14 protein-coding genes and 2 riboswitches are annotated in these 17,594 nt (G+C 73.1%); of the genes, 10 read left to right on the forward strand and 4 right to left on the reverse strand.

Going from position 1 to position 17,594, the window contains the following annotated elements; translation table 11 throughout:
• Nucleotides 1-16: 16 nt before the first annotated feature.
• Nucleotides 17-994, reverse strand: a complete 978-nt coding sequence (ligD, locus tag QK440_RS04855) for a non-homologous end-joining DNA ligase (RefSeq protein WP_282791693.1) — start codon at nt 992-994, stop codon at nt 17-19.
• Between the two features lie 195 nt (nt 995-1,189).
• Nucleotides 1,190-2,128: a MerR family transcriptional regulator gene (locus tag QK440_RS04860; RefSeq protein ID WP_282791694.1), complete on the reverse strand. Its 939-nt coding sequence runs from the start codon at nt 2,126-2,128 to the stop codon at nt 1,190-1,192.
• A gap of 86 nt (nt 2,129-2,214) precedes the next feature.
• Between QK440_RS04860 and QK440_RS04865 the strand changes: the two genes are divergently transcribed.
• Both QK440_RS04865 and metE read left to right on the forward strand, forming a co-directional pair.
• A complete protein-coding gene (locus QK440_RS04865) occupies nt 2,215-3,087 on the forward strand; it encodes a maleylpyruvate isomerase family mycothiol-dependent enzyme (RefSeq protein WP_282791695.1) in 873 nt (290 codons plus the stop codon).
• Between the two features lie 171 nt (nt 3,088-3,258).
• A riboswitch (cobalamin riboswitch) is annotated at nt 3,259-3,490 on the forward strand.
• 192 nt (nt 3,491-3,682) lie between these two features.
• Nucleotides 3,683-6,001 carry a 5-methyltetrahydropteroyltriglutamate--homocysteine S-methyltransferase gene (gene metE, locus QK440_RS04870; protein WP_282791696.1) on the forward strand — a complete coding sequence of 773 codons (2,319 nt, stop codon included), beginning with the start codon at nt 3,683-3,685 and terminating at the stop codon, nt 5,999-6,001.
• A 53-nt stretch (nt 6,002-6,054) separates the two neighbouring features.
• Here the strand turns inward: metE and QK440_RS04875 are convergent, their stop codons facing one another.
• A complete protein-coding gene (locus tag QK440_RS04875) occupies nt 6,055-7,470 on the reverse strand; it encodes an aminopeptidase P family protein (protein WP_282791731.1) in 1,416 nt (471 codons plus the stop codon).
• Nucleotides 7,471-7,929: 459 nt separating this feature from the next.
• On the opposite strand from QK440_RS04875, the gene QK440_RS04880 reads away from it, so the two are divergent.
• Genes QK440_RS04880 through QK440_RS04910 form a run of 7 tightly spaced genes read left to right on the forward strand, consistent with a single transcriptional unit; the run spans nt 7,930 to nt 15,146 of the window.
• Complete coding sequence (locus QK440_RS04880; RefSeq protein ID WP_282791697.1) at nt 7,930-9,183, forward strand: MFS transporter; 1,254 nt, start codon at nt 7,930-7,932, stop codon at nt 9,181-9,183.
• Between the two features lie 35 nt (nt 9,184-9,218).
• Nucleotides 9,219-10,067: a cupin-like domain-containing protein gene (locus QK440_RS04885; RefSeq protein ID WP_282791698.1), complete on the forward strand. Its 849-nt coding sequence runs from the start codon at nt 9,219-9,221 to the stop codon at nt 10,065-10,067.
• Nucleotides 10,064-11,344 (forward strand): aminotransferase class I/II-fold pyridoxal phosphate-dependent enzyme, encoded by a 1,281-nt coding sequence (locus QK440_RS04890; RefSeq protein WP_282791699.1) that lies wholly within the window; start codon nt 10,064-10,066, stop codon nt 11,342-11,344. Before QK440_RS04885 ends, QK440_RS04890 begins: the two co-directional genes overlap by 4 nt.
• Nucleotides 11,341-12,246 carry a CoA ester lyase gene (locus tag QK440_RS04895; protein WP_282791700.1) on the forward strand — a complete coding sequence of 302 codons (906 nt, stop codon included), beginning with the start codon at nt 11,341-11,343 and terminating at the stop codon, nt 12,244-12,246. Before QK440_RS04890 ends, QK440_RS04895 begins: the two co-directional genes overlap by 4 nt.
• The gene (locus QK440_RS04900; protein WP_282791701.1) at nt 12,233-13,162 is read left to right on the forward strand and encodes an acetaldehyde dehydrogenase (acetylating); all 930 of its coding nucleotides are present in this window, start codon (nt 12,233-12,235) and stop codon (nt 13,160-13,162) included. Before QK440_RS04895 ends, QK440_RS04900 begins: the two co-directional genes overlap by 14 nt.
• The gene (gene dmpG, locus QK440_RS04905) at nt 13,159-14,175 is read left to right on the forward strand and encodes a 4-hydroxy-2-oxovalerate aldolase (RefSeq protein WP_282791702.1); all 1,017 of its coding nucleotides are present in this window, start codon (nt 13,159-13,161) and stop codon (nt 14,173-14,175) included. The genes QK440_RS04900 and dmpG overlap by 4 nt, the downstream gene beginning before the upstream one ends.
• Entirely contained in the window at nt 14,172-15,146 is a 975-nt protein-coding gene (locus QK440_RS04910) for an ornithine cyclodeaminase family protein (RefSeq protein WP_282791703.1), read from the forward strand. Before dmpG ends, QK440_RS04910 begins: the two co-directional genes overlap by 4 nt.
• Here QK440_RS04910 and QK440_RS04915 read toward each other — a convergent pair.
• On the reverse strand, nt 15,107-15,664 hold the full coding sequence (locus tag QK440_RS04915) for a MaoC family dehydratase (protein WP_282791704.1): 558 nt from the start codon (nt 15,662-15,664) through the stop codon (nt 15,107-15,109). The two genes, QK440_RS04910 and QK440_RS04915, sit on opposite strands and share 40 nt — an antisense overlap.
• Nucleotides 15,665-15,822: 158 nt before the next feature.
• Here QK440_RS04915 and QK440_RS04920 point away from each other — a divergent pair, with 158 nt between their 5' ends.
• Nucleotides 15,823-17,187: a hypothetical protein gene (locus QK440_RS04920; RefSeq protein ID WP_282791705.1), complete on the forward strand. Its 1,365-nt coding sequence runs from the start codon at nt 15,823-15,825 to the stop codon at nt 17,185-17,187.
• A 152-nt stretch (nt 17,188-17,339) separates the two neighbouring features.
• A riboswitch (cobalamin riboswitch) is annotated at nt 17,340-17,555 on the forward strand.
• Nucleotides 17,556-17,594 lie beyond the last annotated feature (39 nt).

Genomic DNA, 17,594 nt, shown 5'->3' on the forward strand with positions numbered 1-17,594 from the left:
CGTCCGCCTCCGCGGCTCAGTGCGCCTCACCCGTGTCCACGTCGCCGGGGGCCAGGTCCGGGCGCAGCCGGTGCCACACCGGCTGGCGCAGCAGCCCCGTCCGGGTGCGGGTGGAGTAGCTGATCTCCGCGACGAGGCGGGGCAGCACCCAGTGGACCTCGGTGCCGCGCGCGGGGGGCGGGGGCGTGAAGGGGCAGGTGTCCTGGGCGGCGACGGCGAGGAGCTCGGCCAGGTGGGCGCGCTCGCGCTCGCTCCAGCCGGTGCCCACCGCGCCGATGTAGCGCAGCGCCCCGTCGCGGACCTCGCCCACCAGGACCGCGCCCGGCAGCCCGCGCAGCCGCCCCTGGCCCGGCAGCCAGCCGCCGACGACCGCGTCGACGGTACGCACGTTCCGCACCTTGACCCAGGCGCGCGAGCGCACCCCGGGCTCGTACACCGAGTCGAGGCGCTTGAGGAGGATGCCCTCCAGGCCGAGGGAGCGGGTCAGTTCCAGCGCCTCCCGGCTGCGCCCGGACACCGAGGACGGCACGGACCAGGAGGGCCCCGGGGGCACCAGGCGCGTCAGGTGCGGGCGCCGTTCGGCGTAGGGCAGACCGGTCAGGAGCCGGCCGTCGAGGAACATGACGTCGAAGAGGACCAGGTGGGCCGGGGCCTCGGCGGCGAGCCGCGCCGCGCGCCCCGGGGACGCGGCGAGGCCCATGCGCGGCTGGAGGCGGGCGAAGTCGGGCCTGCCGCGCTCGTCGAGGACCACGATCTCGCCGTCCAGGACCGCCGGTGCACCCACACTGCCGCCGAGCCCGGCGAACTCGGGATAGGCCGCGGTGATGTCGGCCCCGGAGCGCGAGCGCAGCAGCACCGAGCCGTCCCCGGCCAGGTACACCACCGCCCGCTGCCCGTCGTACTTCGTCTCCGCGCTCCACAGGTGCTCGGCCCGCGGCGGGGGGAGCGGGCCCGTGGAGGCGAGCATGGGGTCGATGCGCGGCAAGGCGGCCATGATCCAGCCATGGCCGGGTCGCCGCGCCCCCACACGCGGACGGCACGGGTGTCGCCCGGACAGGTCAGCGACGGCGTTGGCGGGCCCGCCCGGCCGCACGCCGCCGGGCGCCGCGGCGCGGGCCCGAGCAGGGGCGAGGCGGGTCCACGCCCCGGGCCGGGGCGTGAGGCCGGGCCCACGCGCCGGTCCGGGACGTCAGGCGGCGCGCGCCGGGTCGAGCGAGCGCTCCAGGGAGTCGGTCAGCCACAGGTGGGCCACGCCGGGGGCGGCCGGGCCGCCGCCCGCCTCGGCCACCAGGCGCCAGTAGCGGCGCATCCCCGGGACGCGGTCGGCGGCCACATGGCCCAGCAGGGCCCGTCGGAACCGCGGCGTGTCGCTGCCGCCGCGCACCGCGGCGTGGGCCGCCACGAACCGGTCGAGCGCGGGGCCCGCGCGGGGCGGTTCACCCGCCCGCACCAGTGGCGCGGCCAGGGCGCACGCCTCGCCGAGCCCGCGCAGCAGCTCGCGCTCGTCGGCGACCAGCGCGGCGTCGGCGCGGGCCATGGCCAGCAGCCCACCGGTCAGCGCCCGGTCCCCGGCGAGGGCGCACAGCTCGGCGAACGCGACCACCTGGCGCGGGGTCGGGTCGGCGGGCGGCTCCGGCACGGCCTCGGCCACGACCGCGGCGAACAGCGCCTCGGACACCGGGGGGCCCAGCGCCCGCCGCCAGAAGCCGAGCAGCGCGTCCCGGGCGGTCCGCCCGTCCGCCACCGCGGCCAGCAGCTCCAGGCGGGCGGCCCGGTCGGCGGGACCGGCCTCCTCGACCGCGCGCAGCGACGCCCGCCGCCAGGACAGCTCCGCGAGGCGCGCGTCGAGCGCGGCCCGCTCGGCGGCCACCGCCTCGGCCACCGCGCGCTCCCCGGTGAGCACGGACCGGACGGCGGACAGCCCGAGCCCGAGCCCCCGCAGCCGCCGGACCAGCCGCAGCCGCTCCACGGCCGCCCGGTCGAACCTGCGGTGCCCGCCCGCGGAGCGCACCGCGTCGACGAGGCCCTCGTCGCAGTAGAAGCGCACCGTCCGCACCGGCAGACCGGCCAGCCGGGCCACCTCACCGATCCCGAACGTGTCGTCGAGCAGCGGCACTTGAACCTCCACCGGACTGGAGTTCCTACGGTACCGGCGTCCCCGGCGCGGGGGCTGCCGAGGTGGACGGACCACCGGGAACGAAGGGATCACGCACCATGAACGGATCTGCCGGGGTGAACGAGACCGACGGGACGGGGACGGGGACGGGGGCGGACCGGCCCGCCGACCGCCGGGCGACGTGGACGGGGGAGACGGGGGAGGCGGGGGAGACGGGGGAGCTGGGCACCGCGCAGCTCGTGGCGGCCCTGCGCGAGCAGACCACGGCGTTCGCCGACGCGGTCGCCGGGCAGGACCCGGACGCGCGGGTGCCCACGTGCCCGGACTGGTCCCTGCGCACCCTCGTCGGGCACGTCGGCCAGGAGCACCGGTGGGCGGCCGAACTCGTGCGCGAGCGGCGGCAGTTGCCCGCCCCGAACCCGCTCCAGGCCGACCCCGGCGCCCCGGACGCGTGGGGGCGGTGGCTGCGCGAGGGCGCGGAGGACCTGGTCCGTGCGGTGGGGGAGAGTGGCGCGGACACCGCGACCCGAACGTTCTTCGGGCCCCGGCCGGTGTCCTTCTGGCTGCGCAGGGTGGTGAGCGACACCTGCGTCCACCACTACGACGCGGCCCGCGCGACGGACCGTCCGTTCGAGGTCGCCGACGCCCTGGCGGCCGACGTGCTCAGCGAGAACATGGACCTGGTGTGCACGCCCGGCTTCGAGGCGGTCCGGCCGGAGGTGGCGGGACTGCGCGGCCACGGAGCCCGTATCGGGTTCCGGCCGGGGACCGGGGCGGGCTGGGTCGTCACCAGGGAACCCGGGGCGCCGCGGTGGGAGCGCGGGCCGGTCGCGGCGGACGTGGTGGTGTCGGGCGCGGTGACGGACCTCCTGCTGGTGTTCACCCGCCGCCTGCCGCCGGACGACGACCGGGTGACGGTGACGGGGGACCGCGCGCTGCTCGACCACTGGCTGTCCCGCACGGCGCTGTGACGCCCGGGCGGCACGGCGGCGCGCCGCGCGACGGCTCCCCGCGGGACCGGTACGGCGGTCGAGGGGGCGGCGGCGCGAAGGGACGGCGCCACCCGGGGGAGCCTGCCGCCCCGCCCGCTCTGTGAACCGTCCGCCATGTGAACGCCTGTTCCCCCGCGTCACGGGGGCAACTAGGCTGGCAGGGCAACTGGTTCGCCCCGTCAGCCGGACGGGCGCGTCGTAAGAGGGAACCCGGTGGGAATCCGGGACTGCCCCGCAGCGGTGAGAGGGAACGACCGCCGTCATACGCACTGGGCCCGACCGGGCCCGGGAAGCGACGGCCAGTAGGAGTCCGCCCGCCTTCGGTCGAAGGCGTCGGACGCGCCCCCGAGTCCGAAGACCTGCCCGTTGCCCGTGCGCGGACCCTCGCGCGCGGACATCCCGGTGACCTCGAGGGCGGGTCGGCGACCACATCCGGCGGGCAGCCACGCATTCCGGCGTGCCGTGGCCCGACCGGTCCGTCACCCCTTCGCGCGTTCGCGCGCACGTGCTCCGCGGCGCGTCCCCTCGTCCCGCCGCCGGGACCGTACGAGACACGCTCGCGAAGGAGAGTCACGTGACAGCGAAGTCCGCAGCCGCGGCGGCACGGGCCACCGTGTACGGCTACCCCCGCCAGGGCCGGAACCGGGAGCTGAAGAAGGCCGTCGAGGGCTACTGGAAGGGCCGGGTCACCGCCGAGTCCCTGACCCGGACCGCGCAAGAGCTGCGCCGCGCGAACTGGCGACAGCTGACCGAGGCCGGGATCCACGAGGTGCCGACCGGCGACTTCTCGTACTACGACCACGTCCTGGACACCAGCGTCATGGTCGGTGCCGTCCCCGCCCGCCACCGCGCGGCCCTCGACGCCGACGCGCTCGACGGGTACTTCGCGATGGCCCGCGGCAGCCAGGACGCGGCGCCCCTGGAGATGACCAAGTGGTTCGACACCAACTACCACTACCTGGTGCCCGAGCTGGGGCCCGACACGGTGTTCACGGCCGACTCGGGCAAGCAGGTCGCCGAGCTGACGGAGGCCCTCGCACTGGGTCACACCCCCCGCCCGGTCCTGGTCGGGCCCGTCACCTACCTGCTGCTCGCCAAGCCCGCCCCCGGCGTCGACCCCGGCTTCGAGCCGCTCACCCTCCTCGACCGGCTGCTGCCCGTGTACGCGGAGGTCCTCGCCGATCTGCGCGCGGCCGGCGCCGCGTGGGTGCAGCTCGACGAGCCCGCCCTCGTCCAGGACCGCAGCCGGGCCGAGCTGAACGCCGCCGCGCGCGCCTACCGCGACCTCGGCGCCCTCACCGACCGGCCCCGGCTCCTCGTCGCCTCCTACTTCGACCGGCTCGGCGAGGCCCTGCCCGTGCTCGCCGAGGCACCGGTCGACGGTCTCGCGCTCGACTTCACCGGGGCCGCCGCCGCGAACCTCGACGGACTCGCCGCCGTCGGCGGGCTGCCGGGCAAGCGCCTCGTCGCGGGCGTCGTCGACGGCCGCAACGTCTGGATCGACGACCTGGGGCGCTCACTGAGCACGCTCGGCACCCTGCTCGGCCTCGCCGGCCGGGTCGACGTGGCCGCGTCCTGCTCGCTGCTGCACGTGCCGCTGGACACCGCCCCCGAGCGCGACATCGATCCGCAGATCCTGCGCTGGCTCGCCTTCGCCCGGCAGAAGGCCATCGAGGTCGCCACCCTCGCCCGCGGCCTCGCCCAGGGCCCCGACACCATCGCCGCCGAACTCGCCGCCAACCGCGCCGACCTCGCCTCCCGCGCCGCCTCCCCGATCACCCGTGACCCGGCGGTGCGCGCCCGCACCGCCGCCGTCACCGCCGCGGACAGCCGCCGCCCGGCGCCGTACGCGCAGCGGGCCCGCGCCCAGCGCGCGCACCTGGACCTGCCGCTCCTTCCCACCACCACGATCGGCTCCTTCCCGCAGACCGCGGGCCTGCGCGCCGCCCGCGCCGACCTGCGCGCCGGACGCGTCGACGCCGCCGCCTACGAGGAACGCATCAGGACCGAGATCCGGGACGTGATCGGCTTCCAGGAGAAGACAGGGCTCGACGTCCTGGTGCACGGCGAGCCCGAACGCAACGACATGGTCCAGTACTTCGCCGAACAGCTCACCGGCTACCTCGCCACCCAGCACGGCTGGGTCCAGTCGTACGGCACCCGCTACGTGCGGCCGCCCGTCCTCGCCGGAGACGTCTCCCGGCCCGGGCCGATGACCGTGCGCTGGACCTCCTACGCCGCCTCCCTCACCGACCGGCCGGTCAAGGGCATGCTCACCGGGCCCGTCACCATGCTCGCCTGGTCCTTCGTCCGCGACGACCAGCCCCGCGCGGAGACCGCCCGCCAGGTCGCGCTCGCGCTGCGCGACGAGGTGCGCGACCTCGAAGCCGCCGGCACGTCGGTCATCCAGGTCGACGAGCCCGCGCTGCGCGAGACGCTGCCGCTGCGCTCCGCCGACCGGCCCGCCTACCTGGCCTGGGCCACCGAGGCGTTCCGCCTGACCACCGGCGGCGTCCGCGACGCCACCCAGATCCACACCCACATGTGCTACGCCGAGTTCGGCGATGTCGTACGGGCCATCGACGACCTGGACGCCGACGTCATCAGCCTGGAGGCGGCCCGCTCCCACATGCAGGTCGCCCGCGAACTGGCCGCGCACGGCTACCCGCGCGAGGCCGGACCCGGCGTCTACGACATCCACTCCCCGCGCGTGCCGAGCGCCGGGGAAGCGGCGGCCCTGCTGCGCGAGGCCCTCGCGGCCATCCCCGCCGCGCGCCTGTGGGTCAACCCCGACTGCGGCCTGAAGACCCGTGGCTGGCCCGAGACCCGCGCCTCCCTGGAGAACCTGGTCGCCGCGGCCCGCACCGTCCGCCAGGAGCTGTCGGGGGAGTGAGCCGGGGCGCGGGCCGGGGCGAGCGGTGACCGCCCCGGCCCGCGCCGCGTGCGTCAGGAACGGAGCGCGGCCATCCACGCCTCGACCTCGTCCGCCTGCCGCGGCAGCGCGGCCGAGAGGTTCTCGTTGCCGTCCTCGGTGACGAGGATGTCGTCCTCGATGCGCACGCCGATGCCCCGGTACTCCTCCGGCACCGTCAGGTCGTCCTCCTGGAAGTAGAGCCCCGGCTCCACGGTCAGGCACATGCCCGGCTCGAGATCGCCCTCGACGTACATCTCGGTCCGGGCGGCGGCACAGTCGTGCACGTCCAGGCCGAGCATGTGGCCGGTGCCGTGCATGGTCCACCGGCGGTGCAGCCCCAGCTCCAGGACCTTCTCCAGGTCCATGTCGCCGAACAGGCCCCACTCGTGGAGTCTGGTGGCGAGGACGCGCTGGGCGGCCTGGTGGAAGTCCCGGTACGGGGCGCCCGGCCGCACCGCCGCGATGCCGGCCTCCTGGGCCTCGTACACGGCGTCGTAGATCTTGCGCTGCAACGGCGTGAACCGGCCGTTGATCGGCAGGGTGCGGGTCACGTCCGCGGTGTAGAGGTTGCGGGTCTCCACACCCGCGTCGAGCAGGAGCAGTTCACCGTCCCGGACCGCCCCGTCGTTGCGTACCCAGTGGATGGTGGTGGCATGGGGACCGGCGGCGGCGATCGTGCTGTAGCCGACGTCGTTCCCCTCGACGCGGGCGCGCAGGAAGAACGTGCCCTCGATGTACCGCTCGGACGTGGCCTGCGCCTGGTCGAGGGAGCGGACCACGTCCTCGAAGCCGCGGGCGGTGGCCTCGCAGGCGAAGCGCAGGTCGGCGACCTCGAAGTCGTCCTTGACCCTGCGCATCTCGGAGAGGAGGACGCGGAACTCCTCGTCGCGCTCCGCGGTGACCTTGTCGGTCAGGGCCTCCTCGATGGCGGCGTCGTAGCCGCGCAGCAGGCGGACCGGGCCGGTGCCCTCCCGGAGCGCCTCGCCGAGTTCGCGGACGTCCTTGCAGGGCAGGCCGAGGAGCCGCTCGTTCTCGGTGAGGCTGTTGCGGCGGCCGTCCCAGAGCTCGCCGTGGCCGGAGAGCCAGAACTCGCCGTTCTCCCGGTCGGAGCGCGGCAGCAGGTAGGCGGTGGCCTCGTGGCCGCCGTCCTCGACGGGCTCCAGAACCAGGACCGCGTCCTCGGTCTGATCCCCCGTCAGGTACGTGTAGTCGGAGGAGGGGCGGAAGCGGTAGAAGGTGTCGTTGGCGCGGACCTTCAGGTTGCCGGCCGGAATCACCAGACGCTCGCCGGGGAAGCGGGCGGAGAGCGCGGCACGACGGCGTGCGGTGTGCTGCGCCTGCGGGATCGGCTGAAGGTCGGTCCGCTCGGTGTCGGCCCAGCCCTGCCTCATGTTCTCGGCGAGCTGCTCGCTCACATCCCGCTCCAGACCGTTCTTCCGTTGTTCTATGGCCTCGCTCTCCGCGCCGTCCGTGGTTTCCGGGACTGAGAACTCCTGGCCGGGCTCGTGGTTCTCGTTTCCATGGCCGTCGAGCGTCCGCTCGGTCACGCCGCCTCCTCGGTTTTGCGCACGACCGCCGCTGGTCGTGTGCGTTTGGCCGCCATCGTAAGGGAGAACCCGAAGGGTGCTCCGTCCCGAATATTCGAATCACTCCGGGTAGCGGCATTTTGACCGATATCGTATGCGGCCCGGTGTGCGGTATCGAGTGGGTTCGATCCGTTGACACCCTGTCAGGGCCGACCTAGCATGACGGCGGAACGGGGGGTTCGCGCCACTGACGCGCAGCAGTCGGATTCGCAGCAGTCGGATTCTGGGCGTGCGGCGGACGGCTTTTCTCAGCGCAGGATTTCCTGATCTCCTTCTCGAGGACTTTTCCTCACGTCGTCATTCTGCGCTGACAGGAGCGTTGTGTCCGAGGGTGCGTCGCCGTCCAATTCCGGGCTGAAGTCCTATGGGCGCCTGCTGAAATCCCCTGGCGCCGGTTCGCTGGCTTTCTGGGGCATGGTCGGTCGTTTTCCCATCGCCATGCGTTCCATCGGCTGTCTCATGCTGATCTCGGCCGTCACCGGATCGCTGGGCGACGCCGGCACGGTGGCGGCGGCGATGCTCGTCTCCCAGGGGGTGGCGGCTCCGTTCCTCGGACGTCTGGCCGACCGGCACAGCCAGCGGAAAGTCCTCCTCACCACCTGCCTCGGGCACGCGGTCGGCATGACCCTGCTGCTGGTGGCGGTCGGGTTGCGGCTTCCGCTGTGGGCCATGGTGGCCGCCGCCGTGGTCACCGGATGCACCTCCGTCTCGTTCACCGGCTTCATGCGGGCGCGCTGGGCGGCGTTTGTCGACCAGACCGCGCTGCGCACCGCGTACGCCATGGAGTCCATGCTCGACGACACGATCTTCCTCCTCGGGCCCCTGCTCGTCACCGTGCTGAGTTCGTCGGCACACCCGGCGGGAGGGCTGGTCGCCTGCGCGGTCCTGACGGTGACCGGCTCGGTCTTCGTCGCGCTGCACGGGCGGTCCGAGCCGATGAGCGCCCACACACCGGGCGAGCAACCGCGGCGGGCGATCACGGTGCCCGGGGTCTGGGTGCTGATGATCTCCTACGCCGGGATGGGGTTCCTGTTCGGAGCGATCGACGTCACGATGATCGCGTTCGCGCAGGAGCGGTCGGAGTCCGGTTTCGGCGGTGTGCTGCTGGCGCTCATCGCCGTCGGCAGCCTCGTCGCCGGGGTGTCCTACGGCGCCGTCAACTGGCGCGTTTCGCAGGGCAGGCTGCTCGCGGGCACCACGTGTGTGCTGATGCTCAGCGCGGTCCCGCTGGCCTTCGCGGACTCCCTCTGGGTGATGGCCGTCCTCGCGGTCGTCGCGGGCATCGCGGTCTCGCCCGCGCTGATCGCGGGCAGCACGCTCCTGCAGTCGGTGGCTCCCAAGGGAGCCCTGTCGGAGGCGTTCTCGTGGCTCAACAGTTTCGGTGCCCTCGGTATCGCCTCGGGCACGGCCGTCGGCGGGCAACTGGCCGACCTGAACACCTCCGCGCACGCCGCCTGGGCGGGAGCCGCCGGCGGACTCGTCGCCCTGGTGGCGAGCCTCGTCGGACAGCCGGTGCTGCGGAAGGGGGAGCCGGCCGCGCGGCCGGCTCCGGAAATGACAACAGCGGAACAGTGAAGAACAAGGACAGGGTTGTGAATACAGCGCATTCTGTGTCCGGGCGAGGCGGCATCGGAGGCCTACAGGTCCCCCGCATCTCGTTCGACGAGTTCCTGGCCTTCGGACGGGACGCCCTCATCCGGGCCGACGTCCCCGTGGTCATCACCCTGCCGAAGGGCACCCAGGGCCTGGGGCGCGACGGTGTGGCCGAGCGCCTCGGCGACATGAAGGTCACGCTGTTCACCGAGCCGGGCAACAAGCAGAACCCGGAGCGGTGGACCACCAGGGAGATCAGGCTCCGGGAGTTCTTCGAGGACGACCGGTACATGAACGACCCGCAGACGTGGAACCGCATCGTCTCGAACTTCCGTGAGAGCCCGGCCGACGTCAACGCGATCCTCGGCTTCGACGCCGGGAAGCTCTTCGACTACCGCGGCCCCATGAACGCCGCCAACCTGTGGATCAGCCACAAGGGCGTGTTCACCCAGAGCCACTTCGACGAGCTGGAGAACTTCAACATCTGCCTGGAGGGCAGCAAGCGGTTCGTCCTGGCGCCGCCGGGCTTCTGGGAGTACTACCCGAGGTCCCTCAGGCGCGGGTTCGGCGACAAGTCGCAGGTCTTCGACTTCGACGACGTGGACTGGGCGCGCTACCCCAAGCTCGCGTCCAAGCTCGCCCAGCGCCGCGAACTGGTCCTCAGGCCCGGCGAGATGCTGTACCTGCCCCTCGGCTGGTGGCACCAGGCCGAGTCGCTGGACGACATGAACATCAACATGAACTTCTGGATGCGTGACGCCAAGATCTTCCGCCGCCCGTACGTCTTCGGCGTGGCCGTCTACACCGCGATCTACCGCAAGCTCAAGGGCGTCTACAACTACGAACCGGCGGGTACCACGTCATGACCGAGCGCCAGACCATCACTCCCGCACACCGGTACCGCAACAACGACAAGCTGATCGGTATCGGCAACGAGTTCTGGGACATGTCGGAACGCCACGGCCTCGCCGGGATCGTCGCCGACTACGACGCCGACACGGGCGTGCTGCGTGCCACCGAAGGCCATGACTTCATCCCCGCGGGCCACGAGTTCGTCAACTTCAGTTGCTGCTCCTACCTGGACCTCGACTCCCACCCCAAGGTGATCGAGGGCGCCGTCGACGCACTGCGCCGCTACGGCGTGCTCGACCACTGCATCGCCCGCAGCCGGGTCCAGATCCCCGCCATGCAGGAGCTGGAGATCTCGCTCGGTGAGCTGTTCGGCGGCCAGGTCGTCTGCTCCATCGCCGCCAGCACCGCGACCTTCGGCCTGCTCCCGCTGATCGCCTCCGGCCACCTCGGCAACGGCACCCGGCCGTTGATGATCTTCGACAAGAACGCCCATGTGTCGATGGCCAACGTCAAGCCGGTCTGCGCGGACGAGACCGAGGTCGTCACCTCCCGCCACCACGACCTCGACTTCATCGAGGACATGTGCAAGAAGTACGCCCAGGTCGCCTACGTCTGCGACGGCAGCGACAGCCTGGGCGGCTACGCGCCGGTCAAGGAGCTCGCCGAACTCCAGGACAGGTACGGCCTGCTGGTCTACTACGACGACTCGCACTCGCTGTCGGCGTACGGCGAGCGGGGCATCGGTTACGTCCGCACGCACCACCCGGCCCCCGACGAGCGCACCATCACGGTGGTCACCCTCAACAAGGCGTTCGGCACCAGCGGCGCGGCGGTCGTGCTCGACGGGCAGTCCAAGAAGACGCTGCGCATCATCGAGCGCTTCGGCGGCGCCCTGAACTACTCCCAGCTGCTGGACACCGCGTCGGTCGGCGCCGGCCTCGCCTCGGCGGAGATCCACCGGACCGACGAGCTGACCACGCTGCAGAACCGCCTCTACGGCAACATCGAGCTGTTCGACTCGCTGATCCACACCGACCAGGCCGGCAGCACCTTCCCGATCCGGCTGGTGCCGATGAGCGACGCCACCGTGATCGAGGCGGGCCGCCGGGTCATCGAGGCCGGCTTCTACGTCTCCCCGGTGTTCTTCCCGATCGTCGCCCGCGGTACGGCGGGCCTGCGGGTCATGATGCGCGCGGGCCAGACCGAGCAGCAGATCCGCGACCTGGGCAAGGTGCTGGCCGAGGTGGGCGCCCGCCCGGCCGGCCCGCCCGCGCCCGAGGCACTCCGGTGACGGGCGCGGCCCGGGCCGTCCCCCGCAGCATCCTGTACACGCCGGCGCTCTCCCTCGACCAGGTCGTCAAGGCGTGGTCGTACGACGCGGACCTCCACCTGATCGACCTGGAGGACTCGGTCCCGCCGCAGCAGAAGACGGCGGCGCGCGCCGTGTGCCGGGCAGCCCTGGAGAAGGCCCCCGAACCGGCGAACGTGGCCGTGCGCGTCAACGAGCTGGGCACCCTGCAGGCGGTGCACGACCTGCTGATGCTCGCCGAGTGCCCGGTCGCCCCGGGCTTCGTCGTGATGACCATGGTCGACTCCCCGGTCGAGGTCACCCTGGCGCGCGACACCCTCGCCTCGGCGGGCGTGCGCCCGCAGATCTACGTGACCGTCGAGACGCCCCAGGCCGTCGCCGACCTCGACGCGATCGCACAGGCCGCCGACGGTCTGGTGCTCGGCTCCGCCGACCTGGCCGCCACCCTGGGCGTCGAGATCACCTGGGCGAACATGCTCGCGGCACGGCAGGCGATGGCCATGGCCTGCGCCCGCCACGGCACGGCCTGCATCGACACCGCCAACTTCCGGCTCGGCGACCCGGCGGCGCTGGCCGAGGAGATCGCCCGCGCCCAGGAGCTGGGTTTCCAGGGCAAGGCGACCGTGCACCCGGCCGAGCTGGACGCCATCAACAAGGCCCTGCGGCCCGACCCGGAGGAGGTGCGCCGGGCCCGGCGCGTCACCGCGGCGGTGGAGGCGGCCGACGGCGGGGTCACGATCCTGGACGGCGACATGGTCGGCCCGCCCTTCGCCCGCATGGCCCGCACGACGGTGGCGCTCGGGGACGCGTGGGCACAGCGATTCGGGCGCCGCGCCGGCAGCGCGGGGAACGACAGCGAGGAGGCGGCCCATGACCGTCGTTGACGACACCACCGGCGTCACGCCCGGGACCGTGCGCCCCCTGTCCGTGGCCGTCATCGGCACCGGAGCCATCGGCCAGGACCTGGTCAGCAAGGCGCACCGCTCCGACGTCCTGGACTGCGCCCTGGTGGTCGGGCGCAACCCCGGCTCCGCGGGCCTGCGGTACGCCGCCGAGCTGGGCTGCCCGACGTCGGCGGACGGGATCGACGCGATCCTCGCCGCGCCCCAGGCCTTCGACGTCGTCTTCGACGCCACCAACGCCATGGCGCACGCCGAACACTGGCGGCTGCTCGAACCGCTGGGCACGCTGCTGATCGACATGACGCCCAGCAAGATCGGGCAGATGGTGGTGCCGACCGTCACCGGCCCCCAGGCACCGACGGTGCGCAACGTCAACCTGGTCAGTTGCGGCGGCCAGGCGTCGGTGCCGATCGCGCACGCGCTCGCGAACGCGTTCGACGTCACGTACATCGAGGTCGTCTCCACCGTGGCCTCGACCATCGCGGGCCGCGCGACCCGGCTGAACCTCGACGAGTACGTGGCCACCACCCAGCACGCCCTCACGGCGTTCTCCGGTGTGCGCGACACCAAGGCGGTCCTCAACATCAGCCCCGCCGTCCCCCCGGCGCCCTTCCGCACGGCCGTCCACGCGGTCGTCCCGGGAGCCGACGCCGAGGCGGTGCGCGGCGTCGTCGCCGCGGCAGCCGAGCGGGTCCGGGCCGTCCAGCCCGGCTACGAGGCCGTCGCCTGCGCGGTGAGCGGGGACCGGGTCACCGTCTCCCTGGAGGTCATGGCGGCCAGCGACGTGCTGCCGCCGTACGCCGGGAACCTGGACATCATCAACTCGGCCGCCGTCATGGTCGCCGAGCAGCACGCCGCCAGGCTCTCCTCGGCGGCGTGGACGGGAGCGGGCCGATGAACGCCGTGACGATCCACGACCCGACGCTGCGCGACGGCCAGCACGCGGTACGGCACCAGCTCGGCGCCGCCGCGCTGCGCGGCTACGCGGAGGCCGCCGACGCCGCGCGGGTCCCGGTGGTGGAGGTGGGCCACGGCAACGGCCTGGGAGCCTCGTCCCTCCAGGTCGGGCGGTCCGCCGTCAGCGACGACGAGATGCTGTCGACCGTGCGCGAGGCGCTGACCACGAGCCGGATGGGCGTCTTCATGCTGCCCGGCTGGGGCACCTCCGCCGATCTGCGCAAGGCGGTCGCCCACGGCGCCGACGTCCTCCGTATCGGTGTGCACTGCACCGAGACCTCACTGGCGGAGCGCCACCTGGAGTTCCTGCGGGCCGAGGGCGCCGAGGCGCACTGCGTGCTGATGATGAGCCACATGGCGACCCCGGCCGAGCTGGCCGAGCACGCGGCGAACGCCGTGGCGTACGGCGCGCAGGCGGTCGGCATCATGGACTCCGCCGGCCACTTCCTGCCCGAGGACGTCACCGAGCGGATCGGCGCCATCGCCGCGGCCGTCGACGTGCCCGTGATCTTCCACGGGCACAACAACCTCGGCATGGCCGTCGCCAACTCGGTGGCCGCCGCCGCGGCGGGCGCGACGATCATCGACGGCTGCGCACGCGGCTTCGGCGCCGGGGCGGGCAACACCCAGCTGGAGGTGCTCGTCCCGGTCCTGGAGCGCACCGGGTTCCGCACCGGGATCGATCTGTACGCGCTACTCGACGCCGCCGAGTTCGCGGAGCGGGAACTCATGCCTGCACCTCCGGTCACCGGCTCACTGAGCATCGTCAGCGGCCTGGCCGGGGTGTTCTCCGGGTTCAAGCACCAGGTGCTCGACCGCGCCGAGCGCGCCGGCGTCGACCCCCGCGACGTGTTCTTCGAGCTGGGCAGGCGCCAGGCCATCGCCGGGCAGGAGGACCTGATCGTCGACGTCGTCGCCGACCTGAGCACCCGTAAGGACGGCGAGGCCGCATGAGGCACCCCTTGATGATCACCGCCGAGGACATGGCGGGCGAGGCACGGCTGCTGCGGGTCGTCGACACCCTCGCCGACGCGTTCGCCGACCTCTCGGCGGGCAGGACCGCCTCGCCGTCCCGCACCGTCGTCCAGCACGGCCCGCAGCGGGAGCTGCTGGCCGGGACGGCGGTCTGGGAGCGGCACGGGGTCGGCAGCGTCAAGATCACCACGCTCACCCCGGACAACCCCGATCGCGGCCTGCCGCTGATCCACGGGGTGGTGGTGCTGACGGACCTGGAGACCGGTCAGGTCAGCGCGTTGCTGGAGGGCGCCGAGCTGACCGCCGTCCGTACCGGCGCGGTCGCGGCCCTCGCGACCCGCCTGTGCGCCCCGAAGGACGCCGAGGACCTCGCCGTCATCGGGGCCGGGGTGCAGGCGCGGGCGCTGGTGCGGGCGGTGTCGGCGGTCCGCCCGGTCCGCTCGGTCCGCGTGTTCTCCCGCACCCGGGCCCGCACGGAGGAGTTCGCCCGGTGGGTACGGGAGAGCGGGCCCGCCGCCGTGGAGGTGACCGTGTGCGACACGGCCAGGGACGCCGTACGGGACGCCCAGATCGTCTGCACGACGACCTCGACCAGCGACCGCACGCCCCTGGTGGCGGCCGACTGGATAGCCCCGGGCGCGCACCTCAACGTCATCGGCGGCACCCATGAGGACGCGGTCGAGGTCGAACCTGCCCTGCTCGCGGACGCGTTCGTCGTGGTGGAGGAGCGGACCGCGGCGGTCGAGGAGGCCGCCGAGGTACGGGCCGCGCTCGCCGCGGGGCTCATCCGCGAACACGACCTGGTCGAGCTGGGCGCGCTGGTGGCGGGGACGGCGACGGGCGACGGCCGTACCTCGGTGTTCCGCGGCGTCGGCATGGCCATCGAGGACACGGCCGCCGCCGCGGCGCTCTACGAGGCCTCGTGCGGCGAAGGGGCCGTGCCCGGCTGAGGGATGTCGTGCGACCGGGGAGCTTCGTGGGACGTCTCGCGGCAGCGCACCATGAAGGAGCGCTCGAACACGATGACCGCCTCCCCGGTCGACTTCTTGCCCGTCGTCTCCACCGTGACGATCCCCTGCCCCGGACGGGACGCGGACAGCCGCTTGTGGAGGATCCGGCTCTCGGCGTACAGCGTGTCGCCGACGTACACCGGGTCCTTCAGGCGGACCTTGTCCCAGCCGAGGTTGGCCACGGCCCGCGCGGAGAGGGCCTGCACGGTCATGCCGCCGACGAGGCAGAGGGTGATCCCGCTGTTGACCAGGACCCTGCCGTACTCGGCTCCCTCGCCGTAGGCGCGGTCGAAGTGCAGCGGGTGCTGGTTCATGGTGAGCAGGGTCAGCCAGGTGTTGTCCGTCTCGGTGATGGTCCGGCCCGGCCAGTGCCGGATCAGCATGCCGGGCTCGAAGTCCTCGTAGTCCCCGCCGTGCTCTTCCACGTACTCGTTGTCCCGGATGCGGCGCAACGTCATGCGTCGGACTCCCTTATGTGATACGGCGGTTGCCGTGCGATGCGACTGTACGCTATCCATATCGCAGACGAGCGCCGGGCTGACCTGGGCACATGTCATCCATATCGATATCGATCCCGCGGTGGCCCAAGCGCACCCGGAAGGACTGGGGGAAGCGTATGAGCGCGCTCGTGGAGGCCGGCACGCAGGCGCCGTCGGGACACCCGTGGTTCGGCGACCACCGCCTCGCTCCGCCGGACGTGCCCCCGGCCGCCGTCCGCCGGATGCTGGAACACGCGATACGGGACACCGGCTGGCCCTACCAGCGGCTGCTGCCCGCGGCGCCCGTCGCGCTGCCGCGCGCGTCGTACGCGGAACTGTTCCGGGTGACCGCCGCGTTGCTCGACCTGGTGCGCCGCACGGCGCTGGAGACGGCAGCCACCACGCAGGGCCGCCTTGCCGCCTACCGCATGCCGGAGAGCGAGCACCGGCTCTTCATGGCCGACCCGTTCCTCGAGGAGCGGTACGCGGACTGCGTGACCCGCCCGGACATCGTGATCGGCCCGCACGGCCCGCAGTTCCTGGAGTTCAACGTCAGCGGGGCGCTCGGCGGCCCGGTGGAGGTGCACTCCCGCCTCGCGGTCTGGCGCGAACTGTACGCCGACGAGCAGGGCAGGCTGCCGTTCAGCAGCCAGGACCCCTTCGCCGTGCGCACCGAGATGTTCCGCGACGTGTGCGCGGAACTGGGCGTGGCGCCCCGCGTCGCGGTGCTGGGCAGCGCCCGCGACCAGGGCGGCGAGACCCGGTACTTCGACATGCAGACCGAGTACTTTGCGAGCCGGGGTCTGACCGCGCGCTTCTTCGAGCCCGAGGACCTCCACGAGGCCTGGGACTGCCCGCCGCACCTGCGCTACCAGGTGGGGTTGCGGGACTTCACCATCCCGGACTGGCTCGAACTCGGCATCGACACCGCGCCCGTACAGGCGGCCCTGGACCACGGCTGCCTGCTCGTGGGCACCCAGACGTCCACCTTCCTCTCCAGCAAGCTCACCATGGGGCACCTGTCGGAGGGCCGCCCGTGGATGAGCGCCGCCGAACAGGCCCTGGTCGACCGCTACCTCCCGTGGACGCGGGTGCTGTCCCACCGCTTCACGCACCGGGGCGACCGCAAGGTCGACCTCGTCCGGTACGCCGTGGACCACCGCGAGTCGCTGGTCCTCAAGGCGAGCATCGGGATGAGCGGCAAACAGGTCGTCATCGGCCGCGAGACGGGTCCGGCGGAGTGGGAGACGGCGGTGACCGCCGCCGCCGAGGAGGGCACGAGCATCGTCCAGGACTTCGTGTCCCCGCGCACCTGCCGGCTGTCCCTGGCCGCCGACGGCGCGGACGAGGTGTACGACGCCGACGTCGCGCCGGTCCTCGGCCCCCTCCTCTTCGGCGGCCGCCCCGCCGGCGTGCTCGCCCGCTTCTTCGGCGACGGCACGGCCGGCATCGTCACCGTCCACGGCACCCACAGCTCCGACAACTGCGTGGTCGCCGTCTGACGTTCCCGACCGCACACCGCCGGCCGTTCGCCCCGCCCCGCCGCCGCGTCCGGGGCCCGGCACCCGGAGGGCGGCATTCGGCCATAACCAGCCGTCTGCGGAGACGCCCTGTCGCCGGAGCGGCGGCGCCTCTACGCTGATGTGCGCAGTCGGTTCGCGCCACCGTCCGCGGTGGCGCGTCGTAAGAGGGAACCCGGTGGGAATCCGGGACTGCCCCGCAGCGGTGAGAGGGAACGAACGCCGTCAGGCGCACTGGGGCCGGACACCGGCCCCGGGAAGCGACGGCCAGTAGGAGCCCCCGCGCCTTCGTCCGAAGGCGGGGGACACGCCCCCGAGTCCGAAGACCTGCCGCTGTGCGCGTGCGCCACCCGTACGCGTTGTTCACGGTGACCTCGAGGGCGGGTGTG

Source organism: Streptomyces sp. CC224B (assembly GCF_030010595.1).
In the GTDB taxonomy this organism is placed as follows: Bacteria; Actinomycetota; Actinomycetes; order Streptomycetales; family Streptomycetaceae; genus Streptomyces; species Streptomyces longispororuber.

What these genes read in the sequence shown, in the direction of transcription:
- ligD (WP_282791693.1), bottom strand. Translation starts at nt 994, where the DNA reads ATGGCCGCCTTGCCGCGCATCGACCCCATGCTCGCCTCCACGGGCCCG.
- QK440_RS04865 (WP_282791695.1), top strand. Translation starts at nt 2,215, where the DNA reads ATGAACGGATCTGCCGGGGTGAACGAGACCGACGGGACGGGGACGGGG.
- QK440_RS04890 (WP_282791699.1), top strand. Translation starts at nt 10,064, where the DNA reads ATGACCGAGCGCCAGACCATCACTCCCGCACACCGGTACCGCAACAAC.
- QK440_RS04900 (WP_282791701.1), top strand. Translation starts at nt 12,233, where the DNA reads ATGACCGTCGTTGACGACACCACCGGCGTCACGCCCGGGACCGTGCGC.
- dmpG (WP_282791702.1), top strand. Translation starts at nt 13,159, where the DNA reads ATGAACGCCGTGACGATCCACGACCCGACGCTGCGCGACGGCCAGCAC.
- QK440_RS04910 (WP_282791703.1), top strand. Translation starts at nt 14,172, where the DNA reads ATGAGGCACCCCTTGATGATCACCGCCGAGGACATGGCGGGCGAGGCA.
- QK440_RS04915 (WP_282791704.1), bottom strand. Translation starts at nt 15,664, where the DNA reads ATGACGTTGCGCCGCATCCGGGACAACGAGTACGTGGAAGAGCACGGC.
- QK440_RS04920 (WP_282791705.1), top strand. Translation starts at nt 15,823, where the DNA reads ATGAGCGCGCTCGTGGAGGCCGGCACGCAGGCGCCGTCGGGACACCCG.